Here is an 18,072-nt window from a genome sequence, read left to right on the forward strand (position 1 = left end):
ATGAAAACTGCTGAAAAGTTAGATCAGATTATAAAAGAAGAATATGAAAATATGAATGGTATGTTAGTAGTGCAGAAAGGTAATGTTATTTTTGAAAAATATTATAACGGTTACGGTCCAGATGATGCATTTCACATAGCGTCAGTCACAAAAACGATAATCTCTGCGCTAATTGGGATATGTATAGATAAGGGCTATATAGTTACTCTTGATAGCTATTCTGAAATACCTCAACTTATAGTCGGAATCTTATTTGTTTTATTCTCAATCGTCGGAATTGTAGTAACGACTATTATTTCTATCTTGATGAGAAAGCGGGAATTTGGTATAAAAATAGCTTTTGGTGAAAGTAAATTTGGAATGTTTATTCAAATTGTTTTAGAAAACATTATTGTAGCAATAGTTGGCTTAGGGATGTCACTAGTTTACTTTTCATGGAGATATGGGGCTCTATTGCAAATGTCAAAGGATATAAAAACAGCAACGGTATTAGACTTTAAATTGGATATGCCTATATTATTTTTAGTATTTCTTTTTTTATTAATGATCATCATTGTCTCGAATGTAATTGTCTTCTTATATATTAGAAAGCTTGAACCGAAAACATTAATAGGTGGGATGGAATAATGAGTTTAATTGAATTGAAAGACATTAAGAAGGTGTATAGTAACAAGAACCATAATACGTTCGCGTTAAATGGTATAAACTTAATGATAAATAAGGGCGAAATGATAGCGATAATGGGTCGATCAGGGTCGGGGAAAAGTACGCTATTAAATGTTATAGGGTTAATTGATATGCCAAATGAGGGGGAATATACGTTAAATGGAAAATCATTAACTGAAATTAGAGCAAATAAAGTTCATAGGACAAGAAATGAAATGATCGGATTTGTTTTTCAATATTTTGCTTTGTTAAAAGAACATACTGTACTAGATAATGTAGTGCTACCACTCACATATAGAAAGCTAAAGCAACGTGAAAGAGAAAATAAGGCGAAGTTCTATTTAGAAAAAGTAGGGTTAAAAGAACATATGCATAAAACACCCGACGAGCTATCAGGTGGACAACAGCAGCGCGTCGCAATTGCAAGAGCATTAGTAGGCGAACCAGAATTAATATTGGCAGATGAACCGACAGGGAATTTAGATAGAAAAACGGGAGAAGAAATTATGAGTTTGCTATTACAACTGAATGAAGAAGGGCGAACAATTATTATTGTAACGCATGATATGGAAGTAGCGAATAATTGTAATAGAATTATTGAGTTAGTTGATGGGGAAATTGTGCAGAGTTAAAAATTCAACTAAGATACATCAAAAAAATTGTTTTTTATTTAAGAATCCATGTTAATTTATTTTTCAAAATGGATTCTATTTTTGTTTCTAGAATTAAAGTAAAATAACAAATCCCCCGTAACTTTTTACGACTGAAATTCGTTTAACAAAAGAAACGATTTTTAATGATGAATGGGGGAGAACCATGAAAATGTTAATACTAGGTGGTACACGATTTTTGGGAAGAGCTGTGGTAGAAGAGGCTTTGAACAGAGGGCATGAAGTTACATTATTTAACCGCGGAACAAACAAAGAAGTTTTTCCTGAAGTGGAGCAGCTGATCGGTGACAGAAATGGTGATGTATCAAGCTTAGAAAATCGAAAATGGGATGTCGTCGTGGATACATGTGGGTTTTCTCCGCATCACATTCGGAATATTGGAGATGTCTTAAAAGATAATATAAAACATTATATATTCATCTCAAGTCTTTCCGTATATAAAGATTGGATTCCGCATGGCATAAAAGAAGACTATATATTACAACCTGAACCAATGGAAGAGCAAATAAAGGCTGTAGAGAATGGTGAAATATCTCCTTATGAGCATTATGGTGCGCTGAAAGTATTATGTGAAAAAGAAGCAGAGAAGTTTTGGCCGGGGCGTGTTTTACACGTAAGAGCAGGACTTCTTTCAGGAATGTTCGATTATACAGATCGACTTCCATACTGGATTCAGCGTGTAGCAAAAGGAGGAGAAGTGTTAGTTCCAGGAAGAAAAGATCGTCCAGTGCAATTAGTTGATATCAAAGATGTCGCAAACTGGGGACTAAACATGGCAGAAAATAATAAAGCAGGAACATTTAATATAACAGGTCCAAATGATAAATTGACGATGGAAGAGCTATTAAATACGTGTAAAAAGGTTACGAATAGTGATGCTGAATTCATTTGGGTAGATGAGTCATTTATGAAGAAACAAAAAGTAGAGCCTTGGATAGAGATGCCTTTATGGATTCCGGAAACTTTTCCATTAGATGGTGAGACGAAGCCGTGGAAAGGCGGGTTTTCTATTAGTGTCGAGAATGCTGTGAAAGAAGGGCTTACTTTTAGAAGAATAGAAGAGACAGTTACAGACGTGTATGAGTGGATGAAGAGCACAGACGAATGGGAATTAAAAGCAGGTATTTCAGGCGAAAGGGAGAAGGAATTGTTAGAAAAGTGGTATCAATAAATTAAGCGGAAAGATAACAATTTAAACATAGTATTAAGAAAAAGCGCCTTGTTACTAAAGAAACAAGGTGTTTTTCGTATGTGAATTTATAAATCAATTGGTTCTTCCCCGTACATTTCCCACAGCTTAGAAAACATATTTTTCAGTCCTTCTTCGTCATCCTCATCCTAGTCTAACTTGATATCAACTTCCTCAAATTTTTTTTCTATTTCAAACTCTTTCTTTTTCACACTATCAGTTGTGCCAATTTTTCTGTAAAACACAACGAAGTCTTTATCGTGTATTAGCTAGTAGCAAGACCGGTGCCTCAAAATCAGACTAATACAAGGAAGGTCTGTATAAATAAGTTGTAGTAATTACATTATTAGATTGTGTTTGTAACTATATTTTGGGAATTTTCTGTTGATTTAAAATGTACGATAGTATATATTGTATATAAAGTATATATACAATATTTTTAAAAAGAGGTATTTGCATGCAAATCACTATTAGGAACACTTCAAAGGAACCTATTTATGAACAAATTAGTGCCCAAATAAAAAAGCTTATTTTACTAGGTGATTTAAAACAAGGAGATGCTCTTCCTTCAATGCGTCAGTTAGCAAAAGATTTACGAGTAAGTATTATTACAACGAAAAGAGCATATGAAGAACTGGAAAAAGACGGTTTTATTAATTCAATTGTCGGAAGAGGGTCCTTTGTAGCAGAACAAAACATTGAAACTATGAAAGAAGAAAAATTAAAAACAGTTGAAGAAAAGTTATGTGAAGCGATTCAAAATGCTAAGCAAATGGATGTTTCTTTAAATGAGCTAAAAGAAATGCTTACAATTTTATACGAGGAGGAAAACTCTTGGAAAACGTAATAGAACTTCAAAATGTCAGTAAATCTTTTAAAGGGTTTCAAATAAACAATTTTTCGATGGAAGTAAAAAAAGGATTTGTTACGGGTTTTATTGGAGGAAATGGATCAGGTAAATCTACAACGATTAAAATGATTATGAATCTAATAAACCCGGATAGTGGAAACGTCTCCTTATTTGGCATGAACTATTCGACTGATGCGAAACGAATTAAAGAAAGAATTGGCTTCGTTTATGACGATAATGTGTTTTATGATGAACTCACATTAAAGGAAATTACTAAAATTATTGCGCCTGCTTATAAAAAATGGGATTTTAACCAATTTACATATTATAAAGAGCTGTTCGAATTACCATTAAATAAAAAAATGAAAACATTCTCCAAAGGAATGAAAATGAAAGCCTCTCTCGCAATTGCCCTTTCACATCATGCTGAACTAATTATTATGGATGAACCTACATCTGGACTTGATCCTGTATTCAGAAGAGAATTATTGGATGTTCTACAAAATATTATGCAGGATGGAGAGAAAACTATCTTTTTCTCATCACATATTACAACGGATTTAGACCGCATAGCCGATTATATAACATTTATTCAAAATGGGAAGCATATTTTCACAAAAGATATTTATGCCATTGCGGAGGATTATGTTTTAGTCAAAGGACCACTAGATTTGTTAAAGTTTGATACTGAGCGTGAATTTATTTCTGTACGTAAGGCAAATACAGGTTTCGAGGGATTGATTGAAAATGCACATTCTATCGAAAACTTATTTGATAAGGATGTAGTGATTGAAAAACCAAGTTTAGAGGATATTATGTATTTCATGAAAAAGGGGGATTCAAGATGCTTAATTTAATTAAAAAGGATTTGATTTTACAAAAAACTTTCTTGCCTGCTTATCTCTTATTTCTAGTTACCTATTTGTGGGCCGGCATGGATGTAGCATATGTCATAATCATTTGTAGTGCCGTTTTTGTAATTAACACATATCAATCTGATGATAAAGATAATGCTAATATTTTAGTAAACTCATTACCGTATACTAGGAAGGAAATTATAAGTTCAAAATACGTTGGAACCTTACTTTTTACAATAGTAATCATCCCATTTTGTTTAGTTGGAAAATATTTCATTTTAGACAGCATGGAATTTCAACTTTCCTTAGAAAGTTACATACTAGGCTTCTTGGCAGTCATGCTGATAACAGCATTTTACATCCCATTTTTTGTTGCATTTAAAGTGAAAACACTTGTACCAGTTTTTATATTTTTATCTATTGGAGTTATATATTTAATGCGAAATACTCCATATTTATTAAATAAATATGCTAATGGCGTACTGACCTTTTTAAAAGAGATTTCAGATTTGAAATTATTTCTTTTATTTGCTGTCATAGCAGTGGGGTGCTATGGGGTTTCATGGATATTATCTATTCGTATCTATCAGAACAAGGCTCTTTAATAGCAAGTTCTAAAAGGAGGATGGTTTAAATGACATCAAAAAAAGAGCGTCCTAGTCGAATACGAAATTGGCTGAAAACTATTGGAGCATTTTTCGTTATGCAACTAATTTTTATCATCCTTGACATGAATTCGTGGATACCGAACTTCAAGGAAGGAGGAGTTGGGGATCGTCTCGTTAATTCAGAGTTCTTTACGGAATGGTTCGCTCCTTATAAAACAAAGCAATTTAATGTACTAACGGCAGTTATGGCTATTTTATTATTCCTAAATGTAGTAACAAGTGCAATAAAAGACGCTTTTTCTAGAAAAAGAATTAATTAGCACATAAGTTGACCTTGCGTCTTTTTAATAATGTCTTAACTATATTTAAAAATAACAGGAAAAGGATAAAAACTCCACTTATTGATGTTTCACTTTATCTTTTACAATGATTTCTTAAAAAATATTTGATTTTTCAGTTTTGTATATTGGTTGAGATAGATGCATTCATCCCCCATAATGCTTCAAAAGTGTGCGCAGTAATTGTGACATATGTATTTATACTTGTGATGGCAAATGATGTGTATTATTTTTGGAAAGTTCGAAAATTATTGAACGAACTAGAAAAATTTAGTAATCTTATTTGTACGATACATACATAATAGTTTTATAGCGATTTTTAAATAAAGTATAGGAGGCAATCGTTGTGGATCTTACGTTCAAAGTAGAGGTAACATGTTTTAACTACCGAGTCGGAGCAATTTGTAAACAGGATAATAAAATACTTATTCTGCAAGGTGACGGTGAAGATTTTTGGTACGTACCGGGCGGAAGAGTGAAAATGTTAGAAAACAGTGAGGATGCGTTACAACGGGAACTTGCAGAAGAACTAGCTGCTCCTATTAAAGGGAAGAGATTAATATGGTCAGTAGAAAATTTCTTTACACTTTCTGAGCAAAAGTTTCATGAGATTAGTTTTTATTATGAAGTAGAGCTACATGAATTACCTGCAAATGGAGCGGATCAATATATTTTGGAAGAAGAGGATAGAACATATTTGTTTAAGTGGGTGCCGGTAGAAGAGTTACATGCATATAATTTACAGCCTGCATTTATAAAAGAGAAAGTAAAGAATATAGCAGTTCATACAGAACATATCATTTTACAAGATTAAATGTATTCGGAGGAGAAAAGGATGAAGGGGATTAAAAAAGAGATACATATAAATGACAAAGTAATTTATTACACACATATCGAAAAAGGTTCTAGTACGGTTTGCTTTATGTTTTCAGGTTCAGGATACAATTATGATAAGCCGTTATTTTATTACGCGACGATGCTTATGCTTGAACATAAAATTGATGTTGTACATATTCATTATTCTTACGACGAACAAGTAATGAATAAACCAATGGAAGAAGTAACAAAAATAATGATGGATGATATTAATCCTGTAATGAAGGAAGTATTAAAAGCTGAGCAATACAACGATACTATATTTTTAGGGAAGTCACTCGGAACAATTCCAATTGCGAATGATTTAATGAAGAGAGAAGAGTTTTTACAGTCGAAAATGATATTACTGACACCGTTACTGACGTTTGATACGATTTTTGATTCTATCTTGCATAGTAATCACGAAGGGTTTTTAGTTATTGGGGATAAAGATCATCAATACAATGCAGATCAAGTTGATCAGTTACATAAAACGAATTTACAGATTGGAGTTGTCAAAAATGCGAATCATTCTGTAAATGTTGGGGGATATGAAACGGAAAATTCAATTGAGGCTATAGCGAAAATAATAGGAAAACTTAAAGAAGTTGTTAGGACAAACTAACCTATTAATACATGCAAAAGAGGTGCGAATTGCACCTCTTTTACTTTAATAAGCCTTCAAAACATGAAGTAAATAATCCTTACGATTCAGCGGATTATAATCAACACGTTTTCGAGTAGGGAAGGGAGCCATAAGTTTTGTGAAACCAGCTGGCTTCGTTGTAAATATGCCTTCTCCTTCTGTAAATGAATGTAGCATTCGTTTGAAATTCTCTGTTTTCGCAACAGGTAATAATCCTGTTAACTGGTAAGAGTTATTACTTAATATAGGTTCTCTAAAAGTTGCTGGAACGGCAGCGAGCTTATACATTGCGGTACTAATTGCGTGCTCCGGTACAGTTAATTCAAATTCATTTACTGGTTCATATACATATGTTTCAGCTTTCTTTAAAGCATCCATTAGTACGAGTGGTGTTAAGTTTCTAAAATCACTCGCTGTTGTAACAGGGCTTGCATAACCTGTATGCGTTAACGTGACAGAAATGTCCGTAACTTCCCATCCGTATAAACCTTGTTTTAACGTTTGAAATACAGTATCTTCAATTGCTTTATGAAATGCTAAAGGTAGTGAGCCAAGTTCAACGCCTAATTTATATGTTATGCCAGAATTAAGTTCACCACGTTCGACTTTGAATCCAACTGTTGCGTAAAAAGGATTCGCTTTTTCACCCATGACTTCAACGGAATTCCCAATGCCAATTGGTTTCTCCATACATACAACTCGCGTACTTGAAAAAGTAACCTGCAAATTATATTTCTCATAAAGTGTTGTTTCGATAACCTCTTTTTGTACTTCACCGAAAAGGCGAATATAAAGTTCATTATGAATATCATCTTTCCACACTTTAATGAGCGGATCTTCTTCACATAGTTCCATAAGTGCAGCGTATAAATCATGAATTCGTTCTTTTGGTACTGCATTGATGGCTGCTTCCATTTGTGGTTCGGCAAAGTGAGTATCTTTTATATAATCCGTACGTTCACCGATAATATCACCAATTTTAATATCATTCAGTCCCCACACTTTACAAAATTCACTGCTAGGAACGGTAGTAGTTTGAACGGCATCTCCATTATGAAATATGCACATTTTTTTTATCTTTTCCTTATGTGGTAGAGACTGATTGCGCTGTATATCCACATATTTTCTAACGTGTAAACTACCAGAAAAAACTCTTATATACGCAACCTTTTCTCCAGAAGGTTCACGTTCAATTTTAAAAACAACACCGGATAATGGTTCCTCTTGTGCCGATGTAAGAGCTGGAATGAGAGCCGGAAGTTTTTCAAGAAGTTCTGTTACGCCCATACCAGTCATTGCTGAACCGAAAAAGATTGGATACACATTCGCTTGCTGTATTTGCTGTTCTAGTTTTTCTCTTAATAGTGCGTCCGGTATTATTTCGTTATTTACATATGATTCAAGTAATGATTCATTAAATGGTGCTAACAGTTCCATACAATCGTCATATGATTTGTATTCAATGATCCGGGCTTCTTTCGTTCCTTCGTTTAGAACAGAATAGAAGGGGAATGCTTCATTTGAAAGAACCTCTTTTATTTGTTTCATAACTTTTTCATTGTTTGCGCCACTACGATCAATTTTATTAACGAATAAAATAGTCGGTATGTTTAGTTTCTGTAATGTTCGCATTAAAATTTTTGTTTGTGCTTGCACACCTTCAACGGCAGAGATAACTAAAATCGAACCGTCTAGAACGCGGAATGATCGCTCCACTTCAGCGATAAAATCAGCGTGTCCAGGTGTATCAATGACATTTACTTTTACAGCATCAATAAAGAAAGAAACGACAGATGCTTTAATCGTAATTCCGCGTTGTCTTTCTAATTCCATTGAGTCAGTTTGTGTATTACCACTATCTACTCGGCCAATTTCTTTAATCACATTCGTTTCATAAAGAATACGCTCAGTCAAACTCGTCTTGCCAGCGTCTACGTGCGCGACAATCCCTATATTTATTGTTGTCATTTGTGAATATCCTCATTTCATTTTCCATTTTCAATTCCTCATTTCTATTTGTATATTGCCGCATTATCAATCACTCTCCAGTTCTTTAAATTAGTATTATTATAGTGCAATTAACATTATTTGTAACGCTACAAAGCGCCTTAATTTGGAAAAAATAAAATGAAAACAAAATGCTTGCATTCTAAATCGATATAGATTATATTAATTGACATATCAACTATTGATACATCAAATGTTTTTATTTTGATTGTAAAGGAGGGTTAATTTGACAAGTTCATGCTCAAAAGAAGCGATTATTTTATATAAATTACACTTTCTAAATAAAGAAGTAAGTTCGAAATTTGAAGGGTGTACGGGTATGAGCCAGTCTCGATTAGAGCTTATACTTCAATTATTTGAAGTAGGTGAAATTAGTCAAAAAGCACTTCAGCAAGAAGTGAATATTGATAATGCTGCGATAACAAGGCATTTAAAGCAGCTTGAGGCCAATGAAATGATTGTAAGACGTAAAAATCCAGATGATAACAGAATTACGTTAGTTTCTCTTACTGAAGAGGGGCGAAATAAAATTCAGGCGTTTCAAGAAGAAAAAGAACGTTTTGCAGCATCTGCATTTAAAGGATTAAGTGAGGAAGAACGCGATAATCTTTTAAATATGTTAAATCACATTCAAGAAAATATAAAAGAATTATAAAAAAGGGAGAATACAACTATGACTAACTCAGTAAAAACAAATGATTTTAACGAAATTTTAACAGGACGTCGTTCAATTCGTAAGTACGACCCTTCAGTGAAAATTAGCAAAGAAGAAATGACAGAAATTCTTACAGAAGCAACACTTGCACCATCTTCAGTAAACATGCAACCATGGAGATTCGTAGTGATTGAAAGTGACGAAGCGAAAGCAACACTTGCGCCACTTGCGAAATTCAATCAATCTCAAGTAGAAACGTCTTCAGCAATGATTGCTTTATTTGGTGATTTAAACAACTTTGATAACGCAGAAGAAATTTACGGTACAGCAGTAGAGCGTGGACTTATGCCAGCAGAAGTAAAAGAAGATCAAATGAAAAAACTTTCAGCTTACTTCTCTATGGTTACACCAGAAGTAATGAAAGATACGGTATTAATTGACGGTGGTCTTGTAGCAATGCAATTTATGCTAGCAGCTCGTGCGCACGGTTATGACACTTGTCCAATTGGTGGATTTGAGAAAGATCAAATCGCAGAAGCATTTGGACTAGATAAAGAAAGCTACGTACCAGTTATGTTAATTTCAATCGGGAAAGCTGCAGACAGTGGTTACCAATCAGTACGTCTTCCAATTGAAAAAGTTGCAGAGTGGAAATAATTTTATAAAAGAACTTCAATAAGTGAAAGATGAGAGGGGAAGCACCATGATTATTATTCACGCAATATTTCAAGTAGACCCAGCAAAACAACAAGCATTTTTAGAAGAAATTCAGCCACTCATTCATGGTTCAAGAGAAGAAAGTGGCAATGTATCTTATGACTTATATAAAGATACAGAAAAAGAAAGTGTTTATACGATGGTAGAAGTATGGAAAGATGAAGCAGCAGTTGCGAGCCATAATACGAGTGAACACTTCACATCTTTCGTTAGTAAAGCAGCACAATTTTTAACTGCTCCTCTTGATATAAAAGCTTATAATGGAGAGTTAGTAAAATAATAAGGTAGAAAAAGATGACTTTAGCATATGGCTGAAGTCATCTTTTTTGTATAAGTAGAATCCATTTTGGACTCAGTTATGTTGATAGATAAGCGTTGCTCGTATCCTCAGTAACAGTGCTGAATTGTATGTTAAATTCGAACATTCGGTTTATTGGGATATTTTTCCGTGGTATAATTTTCTTGTAAATAAAAGGTAGAGAGGAGCAAGTAATGGGAGAATTTCAAAGTAATTTGCATACGGCAACGCAACTTGCAACGAAAATGAGAAATGCTTCAGATAGAATGAAAAGTGCTACTAGTCGCTCTATAAATAAGGCAACGCGTACTACACTATCTGTGAACTTCAAGGCACAAGAAGCAAATCAACAAAATTTACAGATCACGAAACAATTTTGTACTGCTTTTCAACAAACAATTGATAATATCCATTCCGTAGCAAATGAATTTGAGAAAATGGATACAGGACTTCAAAAGACTTTTCAATAATGTAACAACCTACGTAAAGGGGAAAAGGTAGGGGGAAAAGATGAGTCAAGGAATTGAAACGAGAATCAATCAATGTAATCAAAAATTACGAATTATATTTGAAGAACAAAATGAAAACCGAATCGCGCTGCAAAATCAAGAACGAGCTGAGGCTAGTTTTCATGAATGGAAAAATAGAAGTAATCGTTTATTTAACCGAATACTAGAAACTTGGCACGGCGACAAAGAAGTGTTTCACCTTTTTACGAATATGCGGCAAGAAATCGGACAGTATGAAAGAAAACTTACATTCGAATTAGAAAATGAAAAAGAGACGTTGCTTAAAGAAAAACGGCATCTCAGTGAGAAAGAAAACGACCTTTCCTATGAACAGCAGCAACTACAAAGGGAGGCCAATACATGAGTTTAAACATGTATTTGGGAGAAGTACAAAGTCAAACTCAAAGTATGAACGCTATATGTAATGCTACGATTCAAAGTATGGAACAAGTCATTCAATCTATTGATGCCTTTGCGATAGACACAGTATTACAAGGACAAACATACAGTAGTGCAAAATCCTACCTTGTCCAAACATTTCGGCCATTAGCGCAAGGAATTATATGCTTATGTGAAGAATTAATTCGCCAAAACGAAGCATTTCCAAATGAGTTCCAAGCGAAAGTTGCTTCGACAGATGTGATTGAACAAGAAATAAGAGAACAAATAAGGGGAATTAATCAATCGATTACAAGTATAGAAGCAATAGAAGTACTTACACCAATGCCCGGAGTAGGTGCAATTGTAACGGTATTAGGTACAATGAGAAAAAAACTGGAAGAAAAACTAGAGCATTTATATGAATTCAATCATTCATCCAGCAACAACTACAGCACCGCTCTCCAATTAGCAGCTAGCATCACAGCCGGACTCGCTGAAGTGCAAAGTGGGAAAGGATTTAGTCCTGTGAGTGGTACGTTTAGTACACAAGGGTTGAATATGGATTGGGTGAGTTCGATTCAGGGGATTATAGAAGAAACAGCTCGAAAAAATGATCAGTCAATTAATGATATAGAAACAAATAACATAATTGAGAAGAAATCTCCGGTTAGAAATGCTTGGGACGATGCGACAGACAGTATAGTTGGCACGTTTGAAACAGCGAAAAAGATGTGGGAAGCTATTCAAAGAGGATCGGGGAAAGCTATTGGTGATGAAATCGAGTCCGCAATAGCTTTAAGTAATATGGACATAGGAACTTTTATTAATGTAACCTATGCACTTTTCCATTTGGATGAAACTGCAAAAAATATGTGGCATGCATTTTCAAATAAAATAAAACGAGATATGATAGAGGGAGATGCAGAGAGTCGTACAGAATTGACTACCTATGGATTAACACAAGTAGCTACCACAATATTAGGCGATAGGGCACTAAATAAAGTAGGCCATATCACAAAAGGAGCAAAAGCATCAAGTGGAGTAAGTACATTTGCTAATGCAGTAAAACTAGCAAAAGAATTGAAGCCTACGCTTGAAATGTTACAATCATTTAAGAGAGAGGCTTCCTATGCACTCTCTAGTGTTGGTGGAACTATTGTAACCAAAATACCTCAAGGCGAATTAATAGAAGCTTATTATAAGTTTGCGAAGTCTAAAGAAGGTGGTAAGGGTACGGGTGGATTCAGTAATGGAACTAGTCGGGCTAACAAGGTTAATATACCCGAAAGTAGCATTAAACATTCAAATGTAGGTGACTTTACAACACATCCTAAAACAGGAGATATTTCAAAAATGAAGGGTGGAGGACATGGACAAAGTAATATTGAATTTTTGGAAAAAAATAATGTAGATTATAATATAAATAAAGTATACGAAAACGGTGTTAGGGTAGGTAATGTGCCTGGACACAAGGTGAAAGCAAAAAGAACAGGTTCCAATCAATCATGGTTTCCAGAAAGCTGGACAGAGTCTGATATTACAGCAGCAGGTGCTAAGATTGCTGAATTGCCCGAATTTGCGAATACAGAAAATGGTGTGGCTATTTTTGGAGAGTATAATGGGGTTAGGGTTGGAGTTATAAAAACAAATGGAGAGATAGGGACTATTTTTCCAGATGCGACTAAACAACCGTAGATAGAGTTTGGAGGATTAATATGGATATAGCAAATAAAATGGAAGTTATATTAAATGAAAGAAAAAAATTAAATTTGAATGATGACTATGGGATACAAAAAAGTTGGAATGAAATAATAGAAGTTCTCTCAGAAAATGAGGAAAATACTATAAGATATTTAGAGAACTGTAGTAAAGAAGAGTTATATTGGATAAGTGAAGTTTTGGAAGATATAGTAGAAATTATACAAAGTAAAGAACTAATTAATTGCTTAAGAAAATTAGATGGAAAATTTCCAGAATTAGAAATGACAAATGATATTGATATTGCAGAAAGTTATATAGAAAATCTTTAAATTAAAGGAATAGTTGGTGTGCTTAATTATAGAACCATGGGATATAATGATACTTTCTTGAAATTCATAGATCATGATGGTTGTACCATCGTGGAGTACTGTGTGCAATGAGAGAATAGAAAAAGAATTACGAGCTTAGGCGAGATGACATTTTACTGTACGACGAATATTAAAGACTTGGAATGGGCAAAAATTTACAAATTTATGCTACTTAAAAACATATGAACTTAAAGCACTTGGTTGTCTATTTGAGATAATAAGTGCTTTTTTAATTGAAAGGTAAGCTATAAATTTATCAAAATTATTTTTATGAATTAAAGCTAACAGAATATGCACATAGGCTTCAATTGCAGGTATATAGTTTGTTTTTCAATGTCAAAAAACATTAAAAAAAACAGGGCAATATTATTAAATAGCCGGGTCCATTCTAGAAATGTTTGAAGGTATCTCGCTCATAGGCGGATCTAATTTCTTAACTATCGTGGCAGAAGTAGGAACTGGTGGGTTAGCATCACCAATTGTTATTCCATTAGATATAGCAGCAACAGCTACTGGGGCAAGTCTTTTTGTACATGGTGGATTTGTTTGGAATAAATCGATTCAAAATACTAAGGATACTATTCAAAAAATCCAGTCTTCTGGTGGGGGTGCGGCTAACGGTAAACCTAGCAGTAACAAAAATACAAATGTAGATAATTTTGATGCAAAAACAGCTACAAATAAGCAAAAAGGGAACTATGGTGAAATAAAATCTAGTGACAATTTATTGAATAATCAAAGTTTAAAAGAAGCTGGATTTGATTTAAAGCCAGTCGAAAAAAGTGCATCATCAGGCATAAATGATAAAATAGTAAAAGGGATTGATGGATTATACGAAAATGCAAATGCAGAATCAAAGATCAAATACGTTATAGATGAAGCTAAGTTTGGTAGTTCACAATTGGGGAAAACTAAAGATGGACGACAAATGTCAAATGATTGGTTGAATGGTGCGAAGACCCGAAAAAGTAGAATATTGAAGGCAGTTGATGGAGATGCAAAATTAGCATCAAAGATTACGAAAGCATTACAAGATCAGGAAGTTGAGAGAGTGTTATCAAAGGTTGATAGTAGTGGAAATGTGAAAACATTTAGAATAGATGCAAAGGGAGACATAATTGGAGAATGGCCATAATTTAAGGAACTAGGAGGAATTGAATAGTATGAGAGATCCTTTATGTATAGAAGAAAAATGTAGAGAAGGAATAGAATATAATAAAGAGTTTATTGAGGAAAATAGAGAGGAGATTAAAAGTTTTGAAGAAGATGAAAGGAATGGTATTCAAAGAAAGGCTAAAGATAATAAAAGTCTTATAGAAGGAAGGTATCTATTAAATTTTAATTATGAGTTAGAGGATATTAACGCAAAATATTCCCTAGGAGAAGCTATCCATACAATAGAAGGAGATTTTGACAAAGCTCTTATTGATTTGAGGCATATAGGGGAAAATGAAGTTGGATATTTAAATCTAATTTGGATGATATCTCTAGGGATTTTATTAGAAACAGATAAAAAGAATCTTGTAAGTTTAGCCAAGCTAGTTGAGAAGGAAAATATGAACGACGCAGTAATCGATTTCCTCTTATGCGCTAGTGATATCGGATACACAAAAGTGACGAATAGATATTATAAAGAAAATCCATATGCAAAAACGAGAGAGATTATAGAACTTGCACAAACAGATAAAAAAGAAGCATCTAAAAGATTACAAACGTACATGGAGAAAGAATGGTTTAAAGGCCATTATGATTATGAATGGAAAAATGCGCACAAAGAACCTGGATATGTGGGGTACTGGAGCTTTGAGACAGCTGCAATAGTAAAGATACTCGGACTTGATGATACAAGTTTAAAAGATAATAATCATTATCCATATGATTTGGCACATTATAAAAATGAAATGAAATTCAAGCATATAGACCTAGGTGAATATCACTATGAAGATGAGACAGAAGAAATCGAGGATATAGTAGAAGGAATTGAACATAATCCTGCATTGGAAAACATGATTCCGCCAAAATGGCATTCATTGGTCAATGAATTAATACATGATTATGAGAATATGAATGATAGTAGTTTTTATGAAAAATACAAAAAAACGATAGGAATAGGTCAAGTGTGGTTCTTACCACAAGAGTATGAAGAAGAAAATGAGCAAAAAAATCTATTAGGAAGTTTAATTGTGTTTGCCCTGACGGTAAGAGATTATATATTACAATTGGACTATAAAGAAGATTTAGAGGACTACATTGATAATCTTAAAAATTTCTGGAATGGATCAGAAACAAAGTTAATTCAATTTATTTTAGAGAATGATCAAAATTATTATGCATGGGTACCAAAAGAAGCAAACATCCCAAATATGTATGAAGTGAAGATAGAGAGTGTCGATGTAGAGGAAGTTCTATAACGAACAAATCGAAATGGTTTTTATTATATGTAATATTAGAATGCATTTTACTAGTTAATTGAAAACAATGTATGCGTGGGAGTAAAAAGGATGTATTGTTACTAAAAATTAGAGGGAAAGAAGGCTGTTGGATTGAGTTAAGCACCTCATTGTCAATATACGACAATAGGTGCTTTTTTGCGTGCAATGAAGAAAAAATAAAAGATTCATTTTCACTCTATTTCATCTTCGAATTTCATGTTATAATTTGGAAAAAATATATTCTTAATTTTTAGATAATTAAAAGGTGGTAGATAATATATGAGTACATTAAAGAAAATTACTAATAATATTTCGAAGGTTATTATAGGAAAAGATGAATCGATAGAACTGGCAGCTATAGCTCTTATAGCAAGAGGACACATCTTATTAGAGGATGTACCTGGGACAGGAAAAACAACATTAGCGAAAAGTTTGGCTAAAAGTGTGGACGCTAAATTTCAAAGAATACAATTTACAGCGGATACTTTGCCTGGAGATGTTATTGGCCTTGAATATTTTGATGTGAAGGAATCGGATTTTAAAACGAGGTTAGGACCCATTTTTGCAAATATCGTATTAGTGGATGAAATTAATCGAGCTGTACCGAGAACACAATCTTCGTTACTTGAGGTTATGGAAGAGCGTACTGTTACAATTGCGAAACAGACACATTCATTACCAGACCCTTTTTTAGTTATAGCAACGCAAAATCCACTCGAATCAGCGGGCACATTTCCTTTACCAGATGCTCAGTTAGACCGGTTTTTACTCACAATACGCCAAGGTTATCCTACGAGAGAAGCTGAAAAGGAAATGATGAATCGGCTTCAAATGAATGATCCATTAGAAACGTTACATTCTATTATTTCAAGTGAAGAAATTATTACGATGCAAAAGCGTGCAAGAGAAGTGTTAGTAGGGAATGATGTGCAAGATTATCTCCTTGAAATTATTGAAGCAACTCGTAACCATGAGTTAATTGAAATTGGTGTAAGCCCTCGGGGAACGTTGGCATTTATGAGAGCAATTCAAGCACGGGCAATATTAAATGAAAGAGATTACTGTACGCCAGATGATATTAAGACGCTCGCTGCATCAGTTTGTGCTCATCGTTTAACGTTAACGATTGAGGGAGAGATGAAAACGACGAAAGAACAAATTATGAAAGAAATTCTTCATACGATTAGTGTGCCAGTGGAGAATGTACGATGAATCAACAGCTTGTGTATACACCTTTAGCGGAGCCTTTCGTAATGGGGGTTATGTCAGTTGTAGCCGTTATTTTAAGTGTATTTTCAAGTAATCTACTGTTTTTATCTCTCGTATTTTTATATGTAATTTTAATAGGTGCTATGCATGTATATATACGTAAAGTATCTCGTGTTGAATGGGAATACAGTCAAGGGAATTCGAATGTTTTTATAGGTGAAACGAATATGTGCAAAATGAAAATTTCAAACAAGTCGATATTTCCTATTCTTAATATCGTATTTAGATTTAAATGTGAAAATAAGCTAACTTGGAATCATGATGAAATAAACAAAAATCATAGTACAGGTTCAAATTATTATATGAATTTTAATTTAAAAGGAAGGGAGTCAGTTTCATTTGATTTGCAAGCTGTAGCGTTAAAAAGAGGCATCGCAAAATGGGAAGAAGTTGAAATTGTTATTACTGATCTCTTTGGATTTATAACGAACCATATAACATATAAACAAGTTGATACGCCCTCTTATTTAGTCTTACCAGCTGTTCCGAAAATACAAGTTCCTGAATTACAAGAATGGTCACGAGGATTTCGAAAAGCGATGTCTTCACCCTTATATGATGAAACGAAAGTAATGGGAGTAAAGTCTTATGAAAATGAAGATTTTCGTTCCATCCACTGGAGTGCAACAGCGAAAACAGGGACGATAATTGCGAAAAAGTATGAGCGAACATAATGTGATAAATACGCGATTTATCTCAACTTGCAAAATAAAAGTGGTGTTTCTTTGCGAAATGATATAGAGGAACTAATTGAATTAACAGCAGGTATATGCAAACAACTTCTTATGCAAAACTGTTCGTTTGAAGTATGGATCAATAGTGTAAAAGATAACGGTTTGCTACATATAAAAAATGGGGATAATCGGAAACATTTGCAAAATGTATTAAGGGTACTTGCCTCGATATCAGACCAAGATACGCCTATATCTTCTTCTTACTTTTACACAGCAGGCTTTCGTCGAAAGGAACTGGATGCGGTTCCTTTAATTATTGGTACTTCACCAAAGAAATACAGTAGAACGAATAAATGGATTGTAATGAAAGAATAAGAAGGG

18 protein-coding genes and 5 pseudogenes are annotated in these 18,072 nt (G+C 33.8%); 21 read left to right on the top strand and 2 right to left on the bottom strand.

Annotated features, from left to right (window positions below):
* The 4 genes and pseudogenes from ACTFO4_RS24385 to ACTFO4_RS24400 all read left to right on the top strand — a co-directional run.
* Positions 1-213 (top strand): annotated as a pseudogene (locus ACTFO4_RS24385) (serine hydrolase); the annotation flags it as partial.
* A pseudogene (locus tag ACTFO4_RS24390) lies at positions 199-627 on the top strand (FtsX-like permease family protein); the annotation flags it as partial. The pseudogenes ACTFO4_RS24385 and ACTFO4_RS24390, both read left to right, overlap by 15 nt.
* Entirely contained in the window at positions 627-1,298 is a 672-nt protein-coding gene (locus tag ACTFO4_RS24395) for an ABC transporter ATP-binding protein (protein WP_440014243.1), read from the top strand. The pseudogene ACTFO4_RS24390 and the gene ACTFO4_RS24395, both read left to right, overlap by 1 nt.
* Before the next feature lie 184 nt (positions 1,299-1,482).
* Entirely contained in the window at positions 1,483-2,508 is a 1,026-nt protein-coding gene (locus ACTFO4_RS24400; protein WP_326235042.1) for an SDR family oxidoreductase, read from the top strand.
* Between the two features lie 86 nt (positions 2,509-2,594).
* On the opposite strand, the pseudogene ACTFO4_RS24405 reads toward ACTFO4_RS24400, so the two are convergent.
* Positions 2,595-2,681 (bottom strand): annotated as a pseudogene (locus ACTFO4_RS24405) (DUF4240 domain-containing protein); the annotation flags it as partial.
* Between the two features lie 302 nt (positions 2,682-2,983).
* Here ACTFO4_RS24405 and ACTFO4_RS24410 point away from each other — a divergent pair.
* The 6 genes from ACTFO4_RS24410 to ACTFO4_RS24435 all read left to right on the top strand — a co-directional run bounded on the left by ACTFO4_RS24410 (position 2,984) and on the right by ACTFO4_RS24435 (position 6,659).
* Complete coding sequence (locus tag ACTFO4_RS24410; RefSeq protein ID WP_006927585.1) at positions 2,984-3,373, top strand: GntR family transcriptional regulator; 390 nt, start codon at positions 2,984-2,986, stop codon at positions 3,371-3,373.
* Entirely contained in the window at positions 3,361-4,233 is an 873-nt protein-coding gene (locus ACTFO4_RS24415) for an ABC transporter ATP-binding protein (RefSeq protein ID WP_000432461.1), read from the top strand. Before ACTFO4_RS24410 ends, ACTFO4_RS24415 begins: the two co-directional genes overlap by 13 nt.
* Positions 4,221-4,838 (top strand): ABC-2 transporter permease, encoded by a 618-nt coding sequence (locus ACTFO4_RS24420; protein WP_006927587.1) that lies wholly within the window; start codon positions 4,221-4,223, stop codon positions 4,836-4,838. The genes ACTFO4_RS24415 and ACTFO4_RS24420 overlap by 13 nt, the downstream gene beginning before the upstream one ends.
* A 29-nt stretch (positions 4,839-4,867) precedes the next feature.
* A complete protein-coding gene (locus ACTFO4_RS24425) occupies positions 4,868-5,161 on the top strand; it encodes a YfzA family protein (RefSeq protein WP_000202084.1) in 294 nt (97 codons plus the stop codon).
* 364 nt (positions 5,162-5,525) lie between these two features.
* Positions 5,526-5,993 carry an NUDIX hydrolase gene (locus tag ACTFO4_RS24430; protein ID WP_006927592.1) on the top strand — a complete coding sequence of 156 codons (468 nt, stop codon included), beginning with the start codon at positions 5,526-5,528 and terminating at the stop codon, positions 5,991-5,993.
* A 21-nt stretch (positions 5,994-6,014) separates the two neighbouring features.
* Positions 6,015-6,659, top strand: a complete 645-nt coding sequence (locus tag ACTFO4_RS24435; RefSeq protein ID WP_326235041.1) for an alpha/beta hydrolase — start codon at positions 6,015-6,017, stop codon at positions 6,657-6,659.
* A gap of 45 nt (positions 6,660-6,704) precedes the next feature.
* Here ACTFO4_RS24435 and ACTFO4_RS24440 read toward each other — a convergent pair whose 3' ends face one another.
* Positions 6,705-8,648, bottom strand: coding sequence for a GTP-binding protein (locus ACTFO4_RS24440; RefSeq protein WP_440014247.1), 1,944 nt, complete (start codon positions 8,646-8,648; stop codon positions 6,705-6,707).
* 265 nt (positions 8,649-8,913) lie between these two features.
* Between ACTFO4_RS24440 and ACTFO4_RS24445 the strand changes: the two genes are divergently transcribed.
* The 11 genes and pseudogenes from ACTFO4_RS24445 (at position 8,914) to ACTFO4_RS24495 (ending at position 18,066) form a co-directional block, all read left to right on the top strand.
* A complete protein-coding gene (locus ACTFO4_RS24445) occupies positions 8,914-9,342 on the top strand; it encodes a MarR family winged helix-turn-helix transcriptional regulator (RefSeq protein WP_000204162.1) in 429 nt (142 codons plus the stop codon).
* A gap of 18 nt (positions 9,343-9,360) precedes the next feature.
* The gene (locus tag ACTFO4_RS24450; protein WP_000185393.1) at positions 9,361-9,999 is read left to right on the top strand and encodes a nitroreductase family protein; all 639 of its coding nucleotides are present in this window, start codon (positions 9,361-9,363) and stop codon (positions 9,997-9,999) included.
* A 46-nt stretch (positions 10,000-10,045) separates the two neighbouring features.
* Complete coding sequence (locus tag ACTFO4_RS24455; protein ID WP_000583804.1) at positions 10,046-10,339, top strand: putative quinol monooxygenase; 294 nt, start codon at positions 10,046-10,048, stop codon at positions 10,337-10,339.
* Between the two features lie 212 nt (positions 10,340-10,551).
* A complete protein-coding gene (locus ACTFO4_RS24460) occupies positions 10,552-10,827 on the top strand; it encodes a TIGR04197 family type VII secretion effector (protein ID WP_000503635.1) in 276 nt (91 codons plus the stop codon).
* Positions 10,828-10,867: 40 nt separating this feature from the next.
* Positions 10,868-11,230, top strand: a complete 363-nt coding sequence (locus tag ACTFO4_RS24465; protein ID WP_000077520.1) for a DUF3958 family protein — start codon at positions 10,868-10,870, stop codon at positions 11,228-11,230.
* Positions 11,227-12,942, top strand: coding sequence for an EndoU domain-containing protein (locus ACTFO4_RS24470; RefSeq protein ID WP_440014250.1), 1,716 nt, complete (start codon positions 11,227-11,229; stop codon positions 12,940-12,942). The genes ACTFO4_RS24465 and ACTFO4_RS24470 overlap by 4 nt, the downstream gene beginning before the upstream one ends.
* Before the next feature lie 20 nt (positions 12,943-12,962).
* On the top strand, positions 12,963-13,277 hold the full coding sequence (locus tag ACTFO4_RS24475) for a hypothetical protein (protein WP_440014251.1): 315 nt from the start codon (positions 12,963-12,965) through the stop codon (positions 13,275-13,277).
* 412 nt (positions 13,278-13,689) lie between these two features.
* Positions 13,690-14,451 (top strand): annotated as a pseudogene (locus ACTFO4_RS24480) (hypothetical protein); the annotation flags it as partial.
* Positions 14,452-14,479: 28 nt separating this feature from the next.
* Entirely contained in the window at positions 14,480-15,727 is a 1,248-nt protein-coding gene (locus tag ACTFO4_RS24485; protein WP_078421526.1) for a PoNi-like cognate immunity protein, read from the top strand.
* A 300-nt stretch (positions 15,728-16,027) separates the two neighbouring features.
* Entirely contained in the window at positions 16,028-16,960 is a 933-nt protein-coding gene (locus tag ACTFO4_RS24490; protein WP_078421527.1) for an AAA family ATPase, read from the top strand.
* Positions 16,957-18,066: pseudogene (locus ACTFO4_RS24495) on the top strand (DUF58 domain-containing protein). The gene ACTFO4_RS24490 and the pseudogene ACTFO4_RS24495 overlap by 4 nt, the downstream one beginning before the upstream one ends.
* Positions 18,067-18,072: the final 6 nt, after the last annotated feature.

It is taken from the genome of Bacillus cereus group sp. MYBKT14-1 (assembly GCF_051915185.1).
GTDB lineage: Bacteria > Bacillota > Bacilli > Bacillales > Bacillaceae_G > Bacillus_A > Bacillus_A cereus.